Below are 17,191 nucleotides of genomic sequence, written 5' to 3'. Positions count from 1 at the left end.
ATTGGCCGGAATTTTGTACATTTAAATAGATCTATAAACTCAAATGCTGTATGAAAACCTTTTATCAACTGATGCTTTTTGTCTGTTTTATCAACACAAGCATTATTGTACAGGCTCAAAATAATTACCCTCAGAATTATTTCCGAAATCCATTAAACATTCCTATGCAACTTGCAGCCAATTTTGGTGCGATCCGTACGAATCATTTTCACATGGGACTGGATCTAAGAACCAATAGTCAGGAGAATTTGCCGGTTTTAGCAGCTGCAGAAGGGTATGTCAGCAGGATAAAAGTAGAGCGTTACGGATTTGGAAATGCCATATATGTTACTCATCCCAATGGTTATACTACCGTGTATGCCCATCTGAACAAATACTTCAATAAGCTTGACGAATATGTAAAAGAAAGACAATATAAAGATGAAAAGTGGGAGCAGGATATAAGTTTTCAGCCAGGACAGTTTCCGGTAGAGAAAGGACAGCAAATTGCATCGAGTGGAAATACGGGAGGCTCCGCTGGTCCACATTTACATTTTGAAATAAGAGATACCAAAACAGAAGAATGTCTTAATCCATTGCTTTTCGGTTTTGCTATTCCTGATAATATAGCTCCAATTATCAGTGGATTGTATTGGTATGACAGACGTTTCAGTACCTACGAACCTGGTGCAAACATAATTGCAGTGAAAAAAGCAGGAAATGTTTATACTTCTAACCTTGTTAAGGTGAACTCTCCTGAAATAAGTTTCGCCATTAAGGCAGTAGATAAGGCCAATCAAGGGTTTAATCTTGGAATTTATAATGCAGAACTATTGATGGATGGCAAGCTTATTTACAGTTTTAAAATTGATAAAATACACTATGATGATACCCGTTATATCAACGGCTGTATAGATTATACTAAATTCATCAGGGATAAAATGGGAATCCAGCATTTGTCTGACTTACCGGGAATGAAACTGAAGAATTATAGTCTTTCAAATGCAGCAGGAATTATCAAACTGCAGGATGAAAATGTTCATACCATTGAAATTGTCCTGAGAGATGTAAAAGGAAACACGAGCCGCTTAACAACAAAGCTTCAGCTCAATACAACTTCAGAAAAAGTATCTTCTACAGGGAAAACCGTAATGCCAAATGAAGGAAAAATGATTGCTACCGAAAATGCAGAGATTAGCTTCAGTAAAAATGCAGTCTACGATGCTGTAAATTTCAATGCCTATGAAAAACCGGATACAGATCCAAATGCTGTTTCAAATACCATTGTTTTGCATAGCTCATATATTCCGGTTCAGGATGAATATACTTTGAAAATAAAACCCAATAGAAAATTAAGCAACACGGAAAAAGATAAGGCGGTTATTCTTTTTGATTATGGCAGTGATAATGACGTTGTCAAGGTAAAATGGAATAGCGATTGGGCAGAAGGGAAATTTAACAGGTTGGGAACCGCAAAATTATTGATCGACAATAATCTGCCATCTGTTTCATCGGGCTGGACTGAAGGAGCAATGATTAATAGCAATTCTTTACTGTTAAAAGGAACAGCAAAAGTGGGAGATATTATTTTATTCCGGGCTGAGCTGGATGGAAAGTGGCTTCGCTTTGCCCGCGTAAAAGATAATTTTGTCTACATTTTTGATGAAAAATGCCCGAAAGGATCAGGATCTCATACTTTAAAAGTTACCACCATCAATACTGCCGGAAATACCAATACACAAACTTTTGCCTTCCAGAGATAAAAATTGTGGTAGAAATCATGAATACATTTTACATGAATACATCTTACAATCATGTAATTTTAAATAAATTTGCTCTTTAAAAATTAAAATCATTGGAATTTCATCCGTCAATCGAGAAAGCAGGCATTCAGGAAATCAAAATATTTCAGGAAGAAAAACTTCATGGACTTTTGACTTATCTTGAGGCTCATTCACCCTTTTATCAGAAACTGTTTAAAGAAAATAATATTCATATTGCTGACATTCGTACTTTGGAGGATCTTCAGATGATTCCTACCACAACGAAGAATGATCTTCAGCAATGCAACCACGATTTTTTCTGTATAACGCCAGATAAGATTGTTGATTACAGTACCACTTCCGGAACGTTGGGAGATCCGGTTACTTTTGGACTTTCGGATAATGATCTTGAAAGGCTGGCTTATAATGAAGCAATATCATTTGCCTGTGCAGGAATTCAGAAAGGAGATGTTGTTCAGATGATTACTACCATAGACAAAAGGTTTATGGCGGGACTCGCTTACTTTCTTGGCTTAAGAAAAATGGGCGCAAGTGTAGTGAGAATGGGACCTGGAATTCCCGAACTGCAATGGGATTCTATTTTCAGATACAAACCAAAATACCTGATTACCGTTCCTTCTTTTCTGTTGAAAATGATTGATTATGCTGAAAAACATGGATTGGATTATAAAAACTCAAGTGTCTATGGAGCTGTATGTATCGGAGAAAGTATCAAAAGTCAGGATTTTACAGATAATATTCTTTCGCAGAAGATCAAAGAAAAATGGGATATAAAACTTTTTTCCACTTACGCTTCTACCGAAATGAGTACTGCTTTCACAGAATGCGAATTCCAGATCGGAGGACATCACCACCCGGAATTAATTATTACCGAAATTCTGGACGATAACGGAAATCCGGTTAAAGAAGGAGAAAGTGGAGAACTTACGATCACAACTTTAGGGGTTGAAGCCATCCCTTTGCTAAGATTTAAAACCGGAGATATTGTAAAAGCACACTATGAGCCATGCCAGTGTGGAAGAAATACGATGAGGTTAGGACCTGTGGTAGGAAGGAAACAGCAGATGATCAAATATAAAGGAACAACACTGTATCCTCCTGCCATGAATGATATTTTGAATGATTTTAACAACATTTTATGTTATCAAATCGTTATTCAGGCCAACGAAATAGGTCTTGACGAAATTATCATTAAACTAAGTACAGAAGAAGAACATGACAGCTTTGTGAATGAAGTGAGGGACCACTTCCGTGCAAAATTGAGAGTAAGTCCGAAGATTGAAATCATTGATTTTGATATTCTGTCCAAAACGGTTTTCAATCCAAACAGCAGAAAACCAATCACTTTTATTGATTTGAGATAAAATTAAAAATAAAGAGTGGAAGATTTCTTTTTTATAATATCTTTGAACCCTTAAATATATAAAGCTAATAAAAAAACATGAAAAAATTATTATTCTTACTCTTTGCAGTAATTGGTGTAGTGACATTTGGACAAAATCAAATTAATGTTGAATCCGGGAATTTTGACTTTCTGAAAGACCAGACAGAAGTAAATGTTCAGGTGAAATTTGAAAATGTTGCTTTTCAGGTAGAGAATTATACTGAAGCTCAATATCTGGAAAAAAGAAAAACAGAAACTGTAGCTAAAAAAGGTGAAGAAGCTTGGGGGAAATGGATAGGAGCATGGGAAACGTTTAAAAACACGGAATATTTGGATTATTTCCTGAAAGGAATCAACAGAAAGTCTAAAAAAATTGCCTTCAAAAAAGATACTCATGCTAAGTATACGCTAATTGTTGATGCAAAATGGATTTATGCGGGATGGCATGGTGGATTGATAGGACAGGAAGCTAAATTAACCTCGGATCTGATTTTCGTAGAAACAGATAATCCGTCAAATGTAGTGATGAAACTAAAAGGAGACAAAATTCTTGGAAAACCACAAAATAAAGAATTTGTAATGGAATATGGAAGAATTGCAGGGGCATATGAACAAACAGGAAAAGATTTAGGAAAAAAAATCAAAGAAGTTATAAAATAATAAAAAACGGTCTGAAAATTCAGACCGTTTTTTTATGCTTGGTTTTGCTGTTCCTGTTTTTCTAGCTTAATCAGGTTTGCAAGATTTTTAATCACTGTATCGTGCTTTTTCACAAAAGGATTGTCTTTGTTCCAGACATAACCTGCTAAAACAGCACAGATCTTTTTCTTTACGTCCGGATTTTCCGGCTGGTGGAAAAATAGCTCCTGAAGATTTCCGGTATACCATTCTTTTACATATGTGGTGAAAACATCCACGCCATATAAAATATAATCAGTGTATTCTGTCTGCCAGTTGATTGTTTCTCCGTTTAATTGTCTTAACGCCAGTTTTGCTGCCAGCATTCCGGATTCTGTGGCAAAAGCCATTCCTGAAGAGAATACCGGATCAAGAAATTCTGATGCATTTCCCGTTAAAGCAAATCCATCTCCGAATAAACTTTTTACCGAGCAAGAATAGTCTTTCAGATGTCTTGGCTCAAAAAGGAATTCCACATCCCCAAAACGTTTTACATAATAATCAGAAAGAGAAATAGCTTTTCTTAAAGCTTCAGCTGTATCTCCGTTTTCAGATAATTTGTCAATATATTCGGTAGGGCCTACAATTCCTAAACTTGTATTTCCATTAGAAAAAGGAATTACCCAAAGCCATACTTCTGTTTCAATGATGTCAAAAGAAATTAAAGTCCCTTCTTCTCCCGGCGCTCTGTTAATATCATTTACATGAGAGAAAATCGCAGAGTGAGGAGACAGTTTTGATGGTTTTTCAAGATCTAATAGACGAGGCAATACCCTTCCGTAACCGCTGGAGTCAATCACAAACTTAGCATGGATCTCTTTCGTTGCTCCATCTTTATTTTTTACCGTAGTTACAGAATCTGTTCCGTTAAACTTGATGTCAATAACTTCAGTCTCAAATTCAAGATCAACTCCTTTATTAATGACTTCCTGAGCAAGAGTATTATCAAAATCAGCTCTCGGAACCTGCCAGGTCCAGTCCCAGCCTTCCCCGAATTTGTTGCTGAAATCAAAAATGCAGACCTCGTCACCACGAAGGAAACGTGCCCCAAGCTTTTTTTCAAAGCCCATTTTGTCTAATGCAGGGAAAAGCCCAGCCTCTTCAAAGTGATCCATTACCCTCGGAATTAAGCTTTCACCTACTACCAGTCTGGGGAATTTTGTCTTTTCGACTACTTTCACGCTGACGTTATTGTTCTTCAGGTATGAAGAAGACACGCATCCGGAAGGTCCGGCTCCGATTACAAGAACGTCAACAAATTCTTTGCTCATCTTTGATTTTTTATTTTAATAATAACTTTTATCTTTGCCGCAAAATTAGTGACAAATAATTAATATTTTACAAAATTATCAACTATTACTTTTAATTGATGAAAATAAATAACTTTTTAGAACTGAAAGACTTTCAAAAAATTATCATTGAGAATGAAAAAATAGAACTGGATGAATCACTTTTATCAAGAGTGGATAAGAGTTTTCAGTTTTTAAAGGAGTTTTCAAAAAATAAAGTAATATATGGTGTGAACACCGGTTTTGGACCGATGGCTCAGTTCAAAATCAGTGATGAAGATACACACCAGCTTCAGTATAACCTGATCAGAAGCCATTCTTCAGGAATCGGAAACCCTTTGCCTGCAGATGAGGTAAAAGCATGTATGCTGGCAAGACTGAATACCTTATCATTAGGAAATTCAGGAGTGCATCAGTCTGTTATCTATCTTCTTCAGGAACTGATCAACAGAGATATTACTCCATTGATCTTTGAGCATGGAGGAGTAGGAGCAAGCGGAGACCTTGTTCAGCTGGCTCATCTGGCTTTGGTGCTGATCGGTGAAGGAGAAGTATTTTATAAAGGAGAAAGAAAATCTACCAAAGACGTTTTTGAAACAGAAGGATTAGAGCCGATAAAAGTAGAGATCCGTGAAGGGCTTGCTTTGATGAACGGAACTTCTGTGATGTCAGGAATCGGTATTGTGAATGCTTATAAAGCCAATCAGCTTACAGATATTTCCCTTAGACTTTCTTGTGCCATTAATGAGATTGTACAGGCTTACGATGACCATTTATCAGCAGCACTGAACGGAACGAAAAAACATTACGGCCAGCAGAAAGTGGCAGAAAGAATGCGTGCTCATCTGGCAGACAGTAAACTGATCAGAAAAAGAGAAGATCATCTTTATACTCACTTTGAAGAGCAGGAGAAAGTATTCAAGGAAAAAGTTCAGGAATACTATTCTTTAAGATGTGTTCCGCAGATTTTGGGTCCGGTATTAGATACGCTGGAATATACAGAGAAAGTTCTTGAAAACGAGATCAATTCCGCGAATGATAACCCGATTATCAATGTTGAAGACCAGCATGTTTACCACGGAGGAAACTTCCACGGTGATTACATCTCTCTGGAAATGGACAAGCTGAAAATTGTGGTAACCAAACTGACAATGCTTGCAGAAAGACAGCTAAACTATCTTCTGAATGCTAAAATTAATGAGATCTTGCCTCCTTTTGTAAATTTAGGTAAATTAGGTTTCAATTTCGGGATGCAGGGAGTACAGTTTACGGCAACTTCTACCACGGCAGAAAGCCAGATGCTGTCGAATTCTATGTATGTTCACAGTATTCCAAACAATAATGACAATCAGGACATCGTTAGTATGGGAACCAATGCTGCGGTGATCTGCAGAAAAGTGATTGAAAATGCTTTTGAAGTATTGGCGATAGAAGCCATTACCATTATTCAGGCTGTTGAATATCTTGGATTCCAGGATAAGATTTCATCTTCTACAAAGGAATTGTATGATGAAATCAGAAAAATTATTCCTGCTTTCTCAGATGATATGGTGATGTATCCGTATCTGGAGAAAGTGAAGAAATATCTGAAAGGAATGTAACTATTAGCTGTCATAGATTGTCTATTCAATTAAAGACACTCTCTCAACTTAAAAAAACTAAAAACGATATAAACACTAACGCATGAAATGTGCAATTGTAACAGGAGGCTCCAGAGGAATCGGGAGGGCAATCTGTATAAAACTGGCTGAAGAGAAAAACTATCACATCCTTATCAACTACGCTTCAAACGAAACCGCAGCAAACGAAACGTTGGCTAAAGTGGAGGAATTGGGTGCTACCGGAGAAATCCTTAAATTTGATGTAGGGAATACCGAAGAGACAAAGACTGTTTTAACGGACTGGCAGGAGAAGAATCCTGATGCAGTAGTAGAAGTGATCGTCAATAATGCCGGAATCACAAGAGACGGTCTTTTTATGTGGATGCAGAAAGAAGACTGGAACAGTGTGATCAATACAAGTCTGGACGGGTTTTTCAATGTAACCAATTTCTTTATCCAAAAGCTGCTTCGTAACAAGTACGGAAGAATCATCAATATGGTTTCGGTATCCGGAGTAAAAGGAACAGCCGGCCAAACAAATTATTCTGCGGCAAAAGGCGCTGTAGTAGGGGCTACAAAAGCTTTGGCTCAGGAAGTTGCCAAAAGAAATGTTACGGTAAATGCAGTAGCTCCGGGCTTTATCAAAACAGATATGACTCAGGAGTTCAATGAAGAAGAATTGAAAGCCATGATTCCTGCCAACAGATTCGGAGAAGCAGAAGAAGTGGCAGATCTTGTCGCATTTTTAGCATCTAAAAAATCTTCTTACATTACAGGAGAAGTGATTAATATTAACGGAGGAATTTATTCATAACATGGAAAATAGGGTTGTAATTACCGGAATGGGAATTTATTCCTGCATCGGGACATCTTTAGAAGAGGTCAGGGAATCCCTATATCAAGGTAAATCCGGTATTGTTTTAGATCCGGACAGAAAAGAATTTGGTTTCAGGTCCGGCCTTACAGGAGTTGTTCCAAAACCCGATCTGAAAAACCTCTTAAACAGACGCCAGCGTATCAGTATGGGAGAAGAAAGCGAATATGCTTATCTGGCGACCATGGATGCATTGAAGCAGGCAAATCTGGATGAAGCGTTCCTGGATTCTCATGAAGTGGGAATTTTGTACGGAAATGACAGTGTTTCTCAGGCAGTCGTAGAATCTATTGACATTGCAAGAGAAAAGAAAGATACTACATTGATGGGATCGGGAGCGATCTTCAAATCAATGAATTCAACGGTGACGATGAACCTTTCTACCATCTTTAAACTGAAAGGAATCAATCTTACCATAAGTGCAGCATGCGCAAGCGGTTCTCATTCATTGGGACTGGCTTATATGATGATTAAGAATGGTTTTCAGAATATGATCATCTGCGGAGGAGCTCAGGAAACCAATAAATATTCCATGGCTAGCTTTGACGGATTGGGAGTTTTCTCAGTGAGAGAAAATGAGCCTACCAAAGCATCCAGACCTTTCGATGCAGAAAGAGACGGATTGATCCCAAGCGGAGGAGCCGCCAGTCTGATTGTTGAAAGTTTAGAATCTGCCCAAAGAAGAGGAGCTCCAATCATTGCAGAAATTATTGGATACGGTTTTTCTTCAAACGGAGGACATATTTCAACACCCAATGTGGATGGGCCTGCTTTGGCAATGGACAGAGCGCTTAAACAATCAGGATTAAAAGCTTCAGACATCGATTATATCAATGCTCATGCAACTTCTACTCCGATTGGTGATGCCAACGAGGCAAAAGCAATCTATGAGATTTTCGGAAGTGAAGTTCCGGTAAGTTCTACCAAATCTATGACCGGACATGAGTGCTGGATGGCAGGTGCAAGTGAAGTGATCTACTCAATTCTGATGATGCAGAACGATTTTGTAGCGCCAAATATTAACCTGGAAAACCCTGATAATGAGGCGCAAAAGATAAATTTAGTCGCAAAAACAAAAAATCAAAAAATTGATGTATTTTTGTCGAATTCTTTTGGGTTTGGGGGAACCAATTCTGCACTAATAGTTAAAAAATTTGATTAAAAACATGGAAAGGGAAAAAATTATTGCTATTGTTAATGATTTTCTTGTCAACGAATTTGAAGTTGATGGAGACGAAATCAGTAATGATGCCAACCTTAAAAATACACTGGGCTTGGACAGCCTGGACTATATCGACATGGTAGTCGTGATCGAATCCAATTTCGGGGTGAAATTAGGAGAAGCAGATTTCAAGAAAATGGTAACATTTGATGATTTCTATACAACGATTGAAAACAAGATTGCTGAAAAAAACGCGTAGTTATTGAGTAAATCTTTATTCTATAAAAATGAGCCAATGTAATAATATCACGGTGATCCGGTAATGGACACACTTAAAAAGGTATTATTACATTGGTTCTCTGCTATATTAAATTCTATATATGAACAAGTGGAAAGGTAAATCTAAAGGAACAGTACTCGGATACAGAATATTCGTCTGGTGTATTAGAAATATCGGGATCAGAAGTTCATATGGGGTGCTTTATTTTGTTGCGGCATATTACTCATTATTTCAGAAAAAGAGTAATCAATACATATGGTATTACTTTCAGAAAAGGCTGAACTACGGATATTGGAAATCCAAAACTTCTATATTTAAAAGCTACTTTACTTTCGGAAAAGTTCTGATCGACAAAACTGCTATTTCCGCGGGACTCAGAGAAAAATATACCTATGAATTTGATGGTATTGAAAATCTCAGAGATCTTTTGGCGGCTAAAAAAGGAGGTGTTCTCATCAGTGCTCATATCGGTAATTTTGAAATTGCTGAACATTTTTTCGCAGATATCGATTTTGACTGCCAGATCAATCTCGTAACCACAGACCAGGAAGTAACCGTTATTAAGGAATATTTGGAGAGTGTTGCTGTAAAAGAAAGTAATATCAAGTTCATCTATGTAAAAGAAGATATGTCGCATATCTTTGAAATTAACAAAGCTTTATCAGAAAACGAGTTGATCTGCTTCACCGGAGACCGTTATTTTGAAGGATCCAAATATCTGGAAGCAGAATTACTGGGAAAGAGCGCAAAGTTTCCGGCGGGTCCGTTTTTGATCGCTTCAAGATTAGGAGTGCCTGTAGTATATGTCTATGTGATGAAAGAGAATAATCTTCATTACCACCTATACGCGAGAGTGGCTCAGAATATCAAAAATCGTGATTCACAGGGGCTTTTACAGTCATATGTTCAGAATCTTGAAACCATGGTCAAAAAATATCCGCTTCAGTGGTTTAATTATTTTGATTTTTGGGATGATGTTGATTAATTTTTCTATTTTTATCCCATAAAACAAACGAAAAACTAAAAACCATTAAGATGTACTAAGAATTAAGATCATTAAATAGTATTTTCCAAATAAAATTTCTTGGTTTACTATACCAAAGTAAACTTTAAATATCTTAAATTCCCTGTTTCTTAATTATTAAAAGCACATTCTCTTTTGAAGAAAGCATATGACATACTTGTAATCGGCAGCGGATTGGGAGGTCTTGTTTCGGCTCTTATTTTGGCGAAAGAAGGTATGAAAGTATGCGTTCTTGAAAAAAATAATCAATACGGAGGAAATCTGCAGACCTTTTCACGTGACAAACTGATTTTTGATACAGGAGTTCATTATCTTGGAGGCTTATCCAAAGGCCAGAATCTGAACCAGTTCTTTTCCTATCTGGAAATTATGAATGATCTCGAGCTTCAGCAGATGGATGAAGATGGATATGACAAAATCAGTTTCGGAGAAGAAGAAATAGAATATCCGCATGCACAGGGTTATCAGAATTTTGTTGAACAGCTTTCCAAATATTTTCCCGAAGAGAAAGGAAACCTTGAAAACTACTGTGAAGAGATTCAGTATGTCTGCAGCCAGTTTCCAAGATACCATGTAGTAGGAAAAGACAATTACAACGAGGAAATACTGCATCTAAATACCAAAAGATTTATAGAATCCGTTACCCAGAACAAAAGGCTTCAGGCTGTTTTACTGGGTTCTAATTTTTTATACGCCGGAGACTCTGAAGATGTACCTTTCTACGTACATGCTTTAACAGTAAACTCTTATATCCAGAGCGCCTATAAATGTGTAAAAGGAGGCAGTCAGATCTCTAAACTTCTGATCAGAAAACTTCGGGAGTATGGAGCAGAAGTTCACAAGCATTCGGAAGTTTCTGAATTTGTTTTTAATCAAAATAACGTATTGCAATCCGTTAAAACGAAAACAGGGAAAGAATATTCCGCGAAACAGTTTATTTCAAATATAGAGATTCGCTCCACTATTAAACTAATCGGAGAGGATAGACTTAAAAAATCATTTCTGAACAGGGTTTTGAGCTGGAAACCGGTTTCATCATGCTTTAGTATTTATTTGGTTTTAAGACCTCATAGTCTTCCGAATTTCAATTACAACAGATACCACTATTCATCAGAAGAACAGGTCTGGAATGCATTCCGTTACCGGAAAGAAGTCTGGCCGGAAACCTATATGCTATCATCTACCCCTTCAAAACATCATCCTGAATTTGCAGAAAGTCTTACCGCAATTTCCTATATGGATTTTGATGAGGTGAGAGAATGGGAAAATACATTCAATACTGTAGCAGATGAGCATGAAAGAGGAGAGGCGTATGAAAGATTTAAGCTTGAAAAGACCGAGAGAATGCTGGATGCACTGGAAAAGAAAATTCCTAATCTAAGGCATGCCATCAAAACCATATATACTTCTTCTCCCTTGTCTTACCGGGACTATATAGGGAATTTTGAAGGAAATATGTACGGATACATGAAAAGTTCGGAGAATCCGCTTAAAACAATGGTTTCTCCCCGCACGAAAATTGACAATCTTTTTCTGACAGGACAATCTGTGAATATGCATGGAATTTTAGGAGTAACCATCGGTGCTTTTAATACCTGCGCAGAGATTCTGGGAAAAGAAATGATTGACATGCGGTTGACACAAATGATTAATAAAAACTAAAGTGAAAAAAACGAAAACCATTTATTCATCCTATAAAAGAACTCTTCTTTACCTTACTTTTTGTTTTTTCCTCACTGCCTGCGGAATATCAAAATCTATCCATCATATTCCTGATGTAAAACACTATTCACTCGAGGTTCCGGAAGTAACCCGTATCAATGACAGCACTTTCAGTTATAAACAGAATTATCTTACGAAAAATAAACAGCAGCTCTGGGAACTTTATATCAAAGGAAACCCATTGCAGTTGGGATATAATAATGGAGCACTCACCCAAAGTTTAATGCAGAAGCAGGAAAGTATTTTCTTTTCAAAAGTAGAGGGATTTGTACCGTCAAAATTTAAACAGAGGCTGCTGAGGGGCTTTTTAAAATGGTACAACAGAAAAATGTATCTCAATGTAAGAGAAGACTATCAGGCAGAATTATACGGTTTATCACAATATTCATCTGATCAGTATGATTTTATTGCTCCCAAATATTTAAGAAACCTTTATCTGCACGGAGCTCATGATATCGGGCATGCCATGCAGGATCTCGCTATGGTAGGCTGTACTTCCCTTGCGGTATGGAATGAGAATACCGAAGACGGTGATCTGTTGATCGGAAGAAATTTCGATTTTTATGTAGGTGACGATTTTGCAAAAAATAAACTGGTAGAGTTTGTTCAGCCGGAAGAAGGAATTCCCTATATGTCGGTAAGCTGGCCGGGAATGATTGGTGTTGTATCCGGAATGAATAAAGAAGGAATTACAGTAACCATTAATGCTGGAAAATCAAAAATTCCTTTGACTGCAAAAACACCTATTTCCCTTGTTACAAGAGAAATTTTGCAATACGCTAAAAATATTGATGAAGCCATTGCCATTGCTAAAAAAAGGAAAGTTTTTGTATCTGAATCTATCCTCGTAGGAAGTGCTAATGATAAAAATGCTGTAATTATTGAAGTTTCACCTAAAAACTTCGGTGTTTACAGAGTGCAGAATTCCAGCCGGGTTCTTTGTACTAACCATTTCCAGTCAGAGGTCTATAAAGATGACAAAAGAAATCAGAAGCATATAGAAGAAAGCCATTCGGAATACCGATATGAAAAACTTCAGGAGCTCTTGCAGGAAGAAAAAAAGATCACTCCGGAAAAGATGGCATCCATTTTAAGAAACAGATCCGGTTTAAAAGATGAATCTATTGGTTATGGCAATGAAAAAGCACTCAATCAGCTTCTGGCGCACCATTCCGTTATATTTTCGCCTCAGAAAAAACTGGTTTGGGTGTCTTCCAATCCTTATCAGCTGGGAGAATTTGTTTGCTATGATCTGAATAAAATCTTTTCAGATAATAGGCTACAGCCTGATGACTTTTCAAAATCAAGTTTGAATATTCCACGTGATTTCTTTGCAGACTCTGAAGAATTTAAAAACTACGAATTGTCCAAAATGTACGGAAAAGAGATCAATGAGGCAGCCGATGATAAAAATACACTGTTGACAGATGGAGTTATTCCTTCCTATCAATCTATGAATCCGGATTTCTGGCTGGTTTACTATCAGTCAGGAAAATATTATTTTAACAAAAAAGAATATTCAAAGGCAAAAACTGAATTTGAAAAAGCTTTGACGAAAGAGATTACAACGGTTCCGGACAGACAAAATGTAGAAAAATACCTGAAGAAAACTTTAAACAAACTGAAATGATTCCTAAATATATAAAACTGCTGTTTTGCATTCCCTTTATTATCATTATTTGCTATTCGGTTTATTTGTGTACCGTTTACAGCTCAATACCTGAAACCATAACCATTCATGGGTACGGAAATATGAAGGACAATTACGGAAGCAAACTATTTCTTGTGATGCCGGTACTTATGAATCTGGTGATTCTCCTGTTTATCTGGTTGATTATCAGAAGACCTGATAAAATAAAATTTACTTTTGATATTGACGAAAGCGAAAGAGAAAAAATTTATCATATAACGCAGTTAGCTCTGGTAATTATTGCGATATTTGTCACCATCATGATGACTCCGTTAGCATTTTCTGATGTGGTTTATAAATAATTGATCTATGAAAAAACTTTTGACCCTATGCTTTACCGTATGTTTTCTATTATCCTTTTCTCAGGACAGAAAAGAGATCGGAAATACTTTCATCAAAACGTTATTGGTAGATAAAAATATTGAAAAGGCACATTCTTATTTTGATCCTTCCATAGCAGGGCAGATTCCTGTAGATCAGCTTAAGGCCGTTACAGAACAGCTTCAGGGACAGATTGGAAGTTTAAAAACAGTTCTTGAAGTGAATAATGAGGGAAATATCTACTATTACTATTCAGAATTTGAAAAGGCCAAACTGGATATTCAGATCAGCTTTGGAGAAAATAATAAAATGGTTGGCTTCTTTTTGGTTCCCCATAAACCATTTGAAAAGCGGGATGAGAAGACCACATTAAAAATAAAAAGCGATGCCATAGAATTGAATGGGACATTATTGATTTCTCCTTCCAACGATAAAAAGAGGTTAGTCATTTTTGTCCATGGCTCAGGAGCGCATGACAGAGACGAAACTGTTGGAGAAAATAAACCATTTAAAGATATTGCAGAATACCTTTTAAACAATGGAATTGCTTCCTACCGATATGATAAAAGAACATATACTTATCCTGAAACATTCAACGAAAAATCTACTGTAGAGGAGGAAACAATTAATGATGCGGTAAATGTGACCCAATATTTTAAAAACAATGAAGATTATAAAGGATATCAGATCATTATCCTGGGACATAGCCAGGGAGCTTATATGATGCCTGAAATTGCAGAGAAAGCTCAGGCTTCAAAATATGTTTTCATGGCGGGTAATGCCAGACCGCTGCAGAATTTGTTGGTAGAACAGTATGTTTATCTTCATTCCATAGATCCGGCTAAAGTTCCTGCTGAAGCTGTTCAGGAAGTAAAAAAACAGGTTGCCTATTTAAATTCACCCCAATTCAGTTTAAATTCACCGACATCAGAACTTCCATTGGGACAATCTGCTGCGTATTGGAAATATTTAAAAGACTACAACCAGCTTAATGAGGTTAAAAAAGTAAAAGCTCCCATGTTTTTTGCACAAGGCGGAAGAGATTACCAGGTCACCGAGAAAGACTTCAACCTCTGGAAAGAAACATTGAAAAACGATAAAACAGCAGTATTTAAATTATACCCAACTTTAAGCCACTTATTCATAGCAGGTTCCGGAAAACCCTCTCCAAAAGATTATGAAACAAAAGGGAAAGTTGATGAACAGTTTTTGAAAGATCTTGTACAGTTTATTCTGAAATAATGTATTCAGCGAAAAAAAAATATTAACTACTTGTGATGGCCTGGAATTTTATTCCGGGCTTTTTAATTATTTTCCGGGCTCACTTTATTCAAAAATAAAAATGATGTTACTCCGGTAAGAGCAGAAAGTGAAGTGCTTAAGATAAAACTGCCGATGATATATTGAACCAAATTATTCTTTATCAGTTCAAAATTTAAATCCTGACTTAAAATATCACTGTCACCACTTACAAATGGCGCTCCCAGAAACAGAGATGCGGCAATAATAAAAGGAATAAAAGGAGGAAGACTCACATTGGAGGCTACAAATGCAAGTACTTTGTTGAGTTTAAAAAGTACAGATAAACTGATGACCAAAAGCGTCTGAAATCCCCAGAAAGGCGAAAGACCTATAAAGACTCCCAGCGCAATAGAAAATGCCTTTGTACGGTTGCTTCCGTCACTTTCTAAGACATCTTCCTGTATGAATTTTTTAAAGCTTTTTTTTTTGAAATTATTCAGAAAATTTCTCGGAATAATATAAAATAGGGTGATGGTTACCAGAATCGTATTCAAAATACTGATTCTCGTAAAATCTTTAAAAGGTCTGAAATGTGAAACCCGTTCTGCCGGATCATACAAAACTTTGATCGGCACATTCTTTACGGGAACATGTCTCCATGCGGTTCTTACAATGATTTCGATCTCAAATTCAAACTTAGGCGTAAAATATTTCTTTGGAATTTTATGTAAAGGATAAAGTCTGTAACCGGACTGTGTATCTTCCAGCTTTATTCCGGTTTCAAACCAAAACCAGAAATTGGAAAAACGGTTTCCGAAACTGCTCTTCTTGGGAATACCATCCTGAGACATATTTCTGTTTCCGATCAGAAGAACCTCTTCTTTTTCCTGAAGAAGCGCTTCTACAAATACAGGAATATCATCCGGATAATGCTGCCCGTCCGAATCAATGGTGATAGCATAATCATGCCCTGCTTTCTTTGCCGCTCTGAAACCTGTTTTAAGGGCATTTCCTTTTCCTTTGTTCTCCGGCAATGAGATAATAGTAATCTGAGGATATTGAGTAAGAATTTCAGGCGTAGAATCTGTAGAGCCATCATTGACCACAATAATACTTCCGGTGTAGTTGAGAACACCGTCAATAACCCTGTTCAGGGTCTTTTCATTATTGTAGGTAGGTATTAAAACGCATATCTTCTTTTCAGAAATTGCATTTTGTACTTCAGCAAGGGACATTTTTTTATTTTAAAGTGGCTCTTTCCGCCTCTGTAATAGTTTTTGACTGCATTGCAAACCTTTTGATATAGCCTTTTAGCGCTGTATTCTGTTTGCTGTAATTATTCAGAAGGAATGCTTTATCATCCTTCAGACTTCCGCGGTATCCCACAATTTTCGGGATATTTTCCTGAACACTCATTCTGATCAGACGAAGCTCTGCATTGTTGGGGTTACTTTTGATAACAGTTTCAAGACTTGTAGCTCCTGTTTTTACCAGGGACTTTCTGTTACTTTTGACAATTTTTGCTTCCATAATTTTTGCTGCAGCTTTATATCCAACAGTTACGGCATCAGAACCGGATTGTTTTTCCGCAGTTTCGATGAAGCTGGCGGTATTGGTATTGGATTCATTGGCTTTAGCATAGCTGTTTCTCAGCGTTTCAAGATCAGACTGAAAGAAAAAAACAAATGCTGCTATGAATGATAAGATAAGTTTCATGATGGTATTTTTTTATAGCTTACAGACAGTTTTAATGCAATAGTCTCGCCAAAAGAAGTAGTGTTTTTTACTTTAACATCATCTTCATTTTCGTTAATATCCAGTTGAAGTTGTAAGTCAGGAGTCTCAAAAGGATTGATGATCGCCATGAACTTTACATTGGATGCGGTTTTTAAAAACAATTTTGAACCTGTAAATTCCTCAGTCAGTTCTTTGATGATCTGCATCATGCAAACACCGGGAGTTACCGGGTTTCCAGGAAAATGACCTTTGAAAATATCGTGGTCTTTATTAAGATGGATGTGAGCAGTAAACTTTCCGTCTTCTGCTTTCTCATAAGAGGTTAAAGTATAAAAGTCTGTAAGAATGGTTTGCATGATCTTATTTTTAAGATTAAACGTACAATACAGTCCGGTCTGAAAAACGACGTTCATTTATTGTACAG

Annotated in this window: 16 protein-coding genes; 12 read left to right on the top strand and 4 right to left on the bottom strand. The window is 36.8% G+C overall.

Going from position 1 to position 17,191, the window contains the following annotated elements; translation table 11 throughout:
- The first annotated feature begins 50 nt into the window (after window positions 1–50).
- The 3 genes from ACLMCG_RS17990 (at window position 51) to ACLMCG_RS17980 (ending at window position 3,807) form a co-directional block, all read left to right on the top strand.
- Window positions 51–1,742, top strand: a complete 1,692-nt coding sequence (locus ACLMCG_RS17990; RefSeq protein WP_413960665.1) for a M23 family metallopeptidase — start codon at window positions 51–53, stop codon at window positions 1,740–1,742.
- Between the two features lie 92 nt (window positions 1,743–1,834).
- Entirely contained in the window at window positions 1,835–3,127 is a 1,293-nt protein-coding gene (locus tag ACLMCG_RS17985) for a phenylacetate--CoA ligase family protein (RefSeq protein ID WP_413960664.1), read from the top strand.
- Window positions 3,128–3,204: 77 nt separating this feature from the next.
- Window positions 3,205–3,807 carry a hypothetical protein gene (locus ACLMCG_RS17980; RefSeq protein WP_413960663.1) on the top strand — a complete coding sequence of 201 codons (603 nt, stop codon included), beginning with the start codon at window positions 3,205–3,207 and terminating at the stop codon, window positions 3,805–3,807.
- Between the two features lie 32 nt (window positions 3,808–3,839).
- On the opposite strand, the gene ACLMCG_RS17975 is transcribed toward ACLMCG_RS17980, so the two are convergent.
- Window positions 3,840–5,096 (bottom strand): NAD(P)/FAD-dependent oxidoreductase, encoded by a 1,257-nt coding sequence (locus ACLMCG_RS17975; protein WP_413960662.1) that lies wholly within the window; start codon window positions 5,094–5,096, stop codon window positions 3,840–3,842.
- Window positions 5,097–5,194: 98 nt separating this feature from the next.
- On the opposite strand from ACLMCG_RS17975, the gene ACLMCG_RS17970 reads away from it, so the two are divergent.
- The 9 genes from ACLMCG_RS17970 to ACLMCG_RS17930 all read left to right on the top strand — a co-directional run bounded on the left by ACLMCG_RS17970 (window position 5,195) and on the right by ACLMCG_RS17930 (window position 15,030).
- Window positions 5,195–6,715, top strand: coding sequence for an HAL/PAL/TAL family ammonia-lyase (locus ACLMCG_RS17970; protein ID WP_413960661.1), 1,521 nt, complete (start codon window positions 5,195–5,197; stop codon window positions 6,713–6,715).
- 82 nt (window positions 6,716–6,797) lie between these two features.
- The gene (gene fabG, locus ACLMCG_RS17965; RefSeq protein ID WP_142718894.1) at window positions 6,798–7,529 is read left to right on the top strand and encodes a 3-oxoacyl-ACP reductase FabG; all 732 of its coding nucleotides are present in this window, start codon (window positions 6,798–6,800) and stop codon (window positions 7,527–7,529) included.
- A gap of 1 nt (window position 7,530) precedes the next feature.
- Window positions 7,531–8,751 carry a beta-ketoacyl-[acyl-carrier-protein] synthase family protein gene (locus tag ACLMCG_RS17960; protein ID WP_413960660.1) on the top strand — a complete coding sequence of 407 codons (1,221 nt, stop codon included), beginning with the start codon at window positions 7,531–7,533 and terminating at the stop codon, window positions 8,749–8,751.
- A gap of 4 nt (window positions 8,752–8,755) precedes the next feature.
- Complete coding sequence (locus ACLMCG_RS17955; RefSeq protein ID WP_413960659.1) at window positions 8,756–9,010, top strand: acyl carrier protein; 255 nt, start codon at window positions 8,756–8,758, stop codon at window positions 9,008–9,010.
- 121 nt (window positions 9,011–9,131) lie between these two features.
- Window positions 9,132–10,016, top strand: a complete 885-nt coding sequence (locus tag ACLMCG_RS17950) for a lipid A biosynthesis acyltransferase (protein WP_413960658.1) — start codon at window positions 9,132–9,134, stop codon at window positions 10,014–10,016.
- A 174-nt stretch (window positions 10,017–10,190) separates the two neighbouring features.
- A complete protein-coding gene (locus ACLMCG_RS17945; RefSeq protein WP_413960657.1) occupies window positions 10,191–11,717 on the top strand; it encodes a phytoene desaturase family protein in 1,527 nt (508 codons plus the stop codon).
- Window position 11,718: 1 nt separating this feature from the next.
- Window positions 11,719–13,407 carry a C45 family autoproteolytic acyltransferase/hydolase gene (locus tag ACLMCG_RS17940; RefSeq protein WP_413960656.1) on the top strand — a complete coding sequence of 563 codons (1,689 nt, stop codon included), beginning with the start codon at window positions 11,719–11,721 and terminating at the stop codon, window positions 13,405–13,407.
- Window positions 13,404–13,769 carry a hypothetical protein gene (locus ACLMCG_RS17935; protein WP_413960655.1) on the top strand — a complete coding sequence of 122 codons (366 nt, stop codon included), beginning with the start codon at window positions 13,404–13,406 and terminating at the stop codon, window positions 13,767–13,769. The genes ACLMCG_RS17940 and ACLMCG_RS17935 overlap by 4 nt, the downstream gene beginning before the upstream one ends.
- Window positions 13,770–13,776: 7 nt before the next feature.
- Entirely contained in the window at window positions 13,777–15,030 is a 1,254-nt protein-coding gene (locus ACLMCG_RS17930; protein ID WP_413960654.1) for a DUF3887 domain-containing protein, read from the top strand.
- Window positions 15,031–15,092: 62 nt separating this feature from the next.
- Here ACLMCG_RS17930 and ACLMCG_RS17925 read toward each other — a convergent pair whose 3' ends face one another.
- Genes ACLMCG_RS17925 through ACLMCG_RS17915 form a run of 3 tightly spaced genes read right to left on the bottom strand, consistent with a single transcriptional unit; the run spans window position 15,093 to window position 17,123 of the window.
- Window positions 15,093–16,265 (bottom strand): DUF2062 domain-containing protein, encoded by a 1,173-nt coding sequence (locus tag ACLMCG_RS17925; protein WP_413960653.1) that lies wholly within the window; start codon window positions 16,263–16,265, stop codon window positions 15,093–15,095.
- Window positions 16,266–16,269: 4 nt separating this feature from the next.
- Entirely contained in the window at window positions 16,270–16,746 is a 477-nt protein-coding gene (locus ACLMCG_RS17920) for a hypothetical protein (RefSeq protein ID WP_223601430.1), read from the bottom strand.
- Entirely contained in the window at window positions 16,743–17,123 is a 381-nt protein-coding gene (locus ACLMCG_RS17915; protein WP_223601462.1) for a 3-hydroxyacyl-ACP dehydratase, read from the bottom strand. The genes ACLMCG_RS17920 and ACLMCG_RS17915 overlap by 4 nt, the downstream gene beginning before the upstream one ends.
- Window positions 17,124–17,191 lie beyond the last annotated feature (68 nt).

The sequence above is a fragment of the Chryseobacterium sp. S90 genome, assembly GCF_047444895.1.
GTDB lineage: Bacteria > Bacteroidota > Bacteroidia > Flavobacteriales > Weeksellaceae > Chryseobacterium.
Note: the sequence above shows the minus strand (reverse complement) of the source record. Positions and strands in the feature narration are given on the sequence as shown.

Excerpts from the sequence above, each read along its gene's own strand:
- ACLMCG_RS17990 (WP_413960665.1), top strand. The coding sequence starts at position 51 with ATGAAAACCTTTTATCAACTGATGCTTTTTGTCTGTTTTATCAACACA.
- ACLMCG_RS17980 (WP_413960663.1), top strand. The coding sequence starts at position 3,205 with ATGAAAAAATTATTATTCTTACTCTTTGCAGTAATTGGTGTAGTGACA.
- ACLMCG_RS17975 (WP_413960662.1), bottom strand. The coding sequence starts at position 5,096 with ATGAGCAAAGAATTTGTTGACGTTCTTGTAATCGGAGCCGGACCTTCC.
- ACLMCG_RS17970 (WP_413960661.1), top strand. The coding sequence starts at position 5,195 with ATGAAAATAAATAACTTTTTAGAACTGAAAGACTTTCAAAAAATTATC.
- fabG (WP_142718894.1), top strand. The coding sequence starts at position 6,798 with ATGAAATGTGCAATTGTAACAGGAGGCTCCAGAGGAATCGGGAGGGCA.
- ACLMCG_RS17960 (WP_413960660.1), top strand. The coding sequence starts at position 7,531 with ATGGAAAATAGGGTTGTAATTACCGGAATGGGAATTTATTCCTGCATC.
- ACLMCG_RS17955 (WP_413960659.1), top strand. The coding sequence starts at position 8,756 with ATGGAAAGGGAAAAAATTATTGCTATTGTTAATGATTTTCTTGTCAAC.
- ACLMCG_RS17950 (WP_413960658.1), top strand. The coding sequence starts at position 9,132 with ATGAACAAGTGGAAAGGTAAATCTAAAGGAACAGTACTCGGATACAGA.
- ACLMCG_RS17935 (WP_413960655.1), top strand. The coding sequence starts at position 13,404 with ATGATTCCTAAATATATAAAACTGCTGTTTTGCATTCCCTTTATTATC.
- ACLMCG_RS17930 (WP_413960654.1), top strand. The coding sequence starts at position 13,777 with ATGAAAAAACTTTTGACCCTATGCTTTACCGTATGTTTTCTATTATCC.
- ACLMCG_RS17925 (WP_413960653.1), bottom strand. The coding sequence starts at position 16,265 with ATGTCCCTTGCTGAAGTACAAAATGCAATTTCTGAAAAGAAGATATGC.
- ACLMCG_RS17920 (WP_223601430.1), bottom strand. The coding sequence starts at position 16,746 with ATGAAACTTATCTTATCATTCATAGCAGCATTTGTTTTTTTCTTTCAG.
- ACLMCG_RS17915 (WP_223601462.1), bottom strand. The coding sequence starts at position 17,123 with ATGCAAACCATTCTTACAGACTTTTATACTTTAACCTCTTATGAGAAA.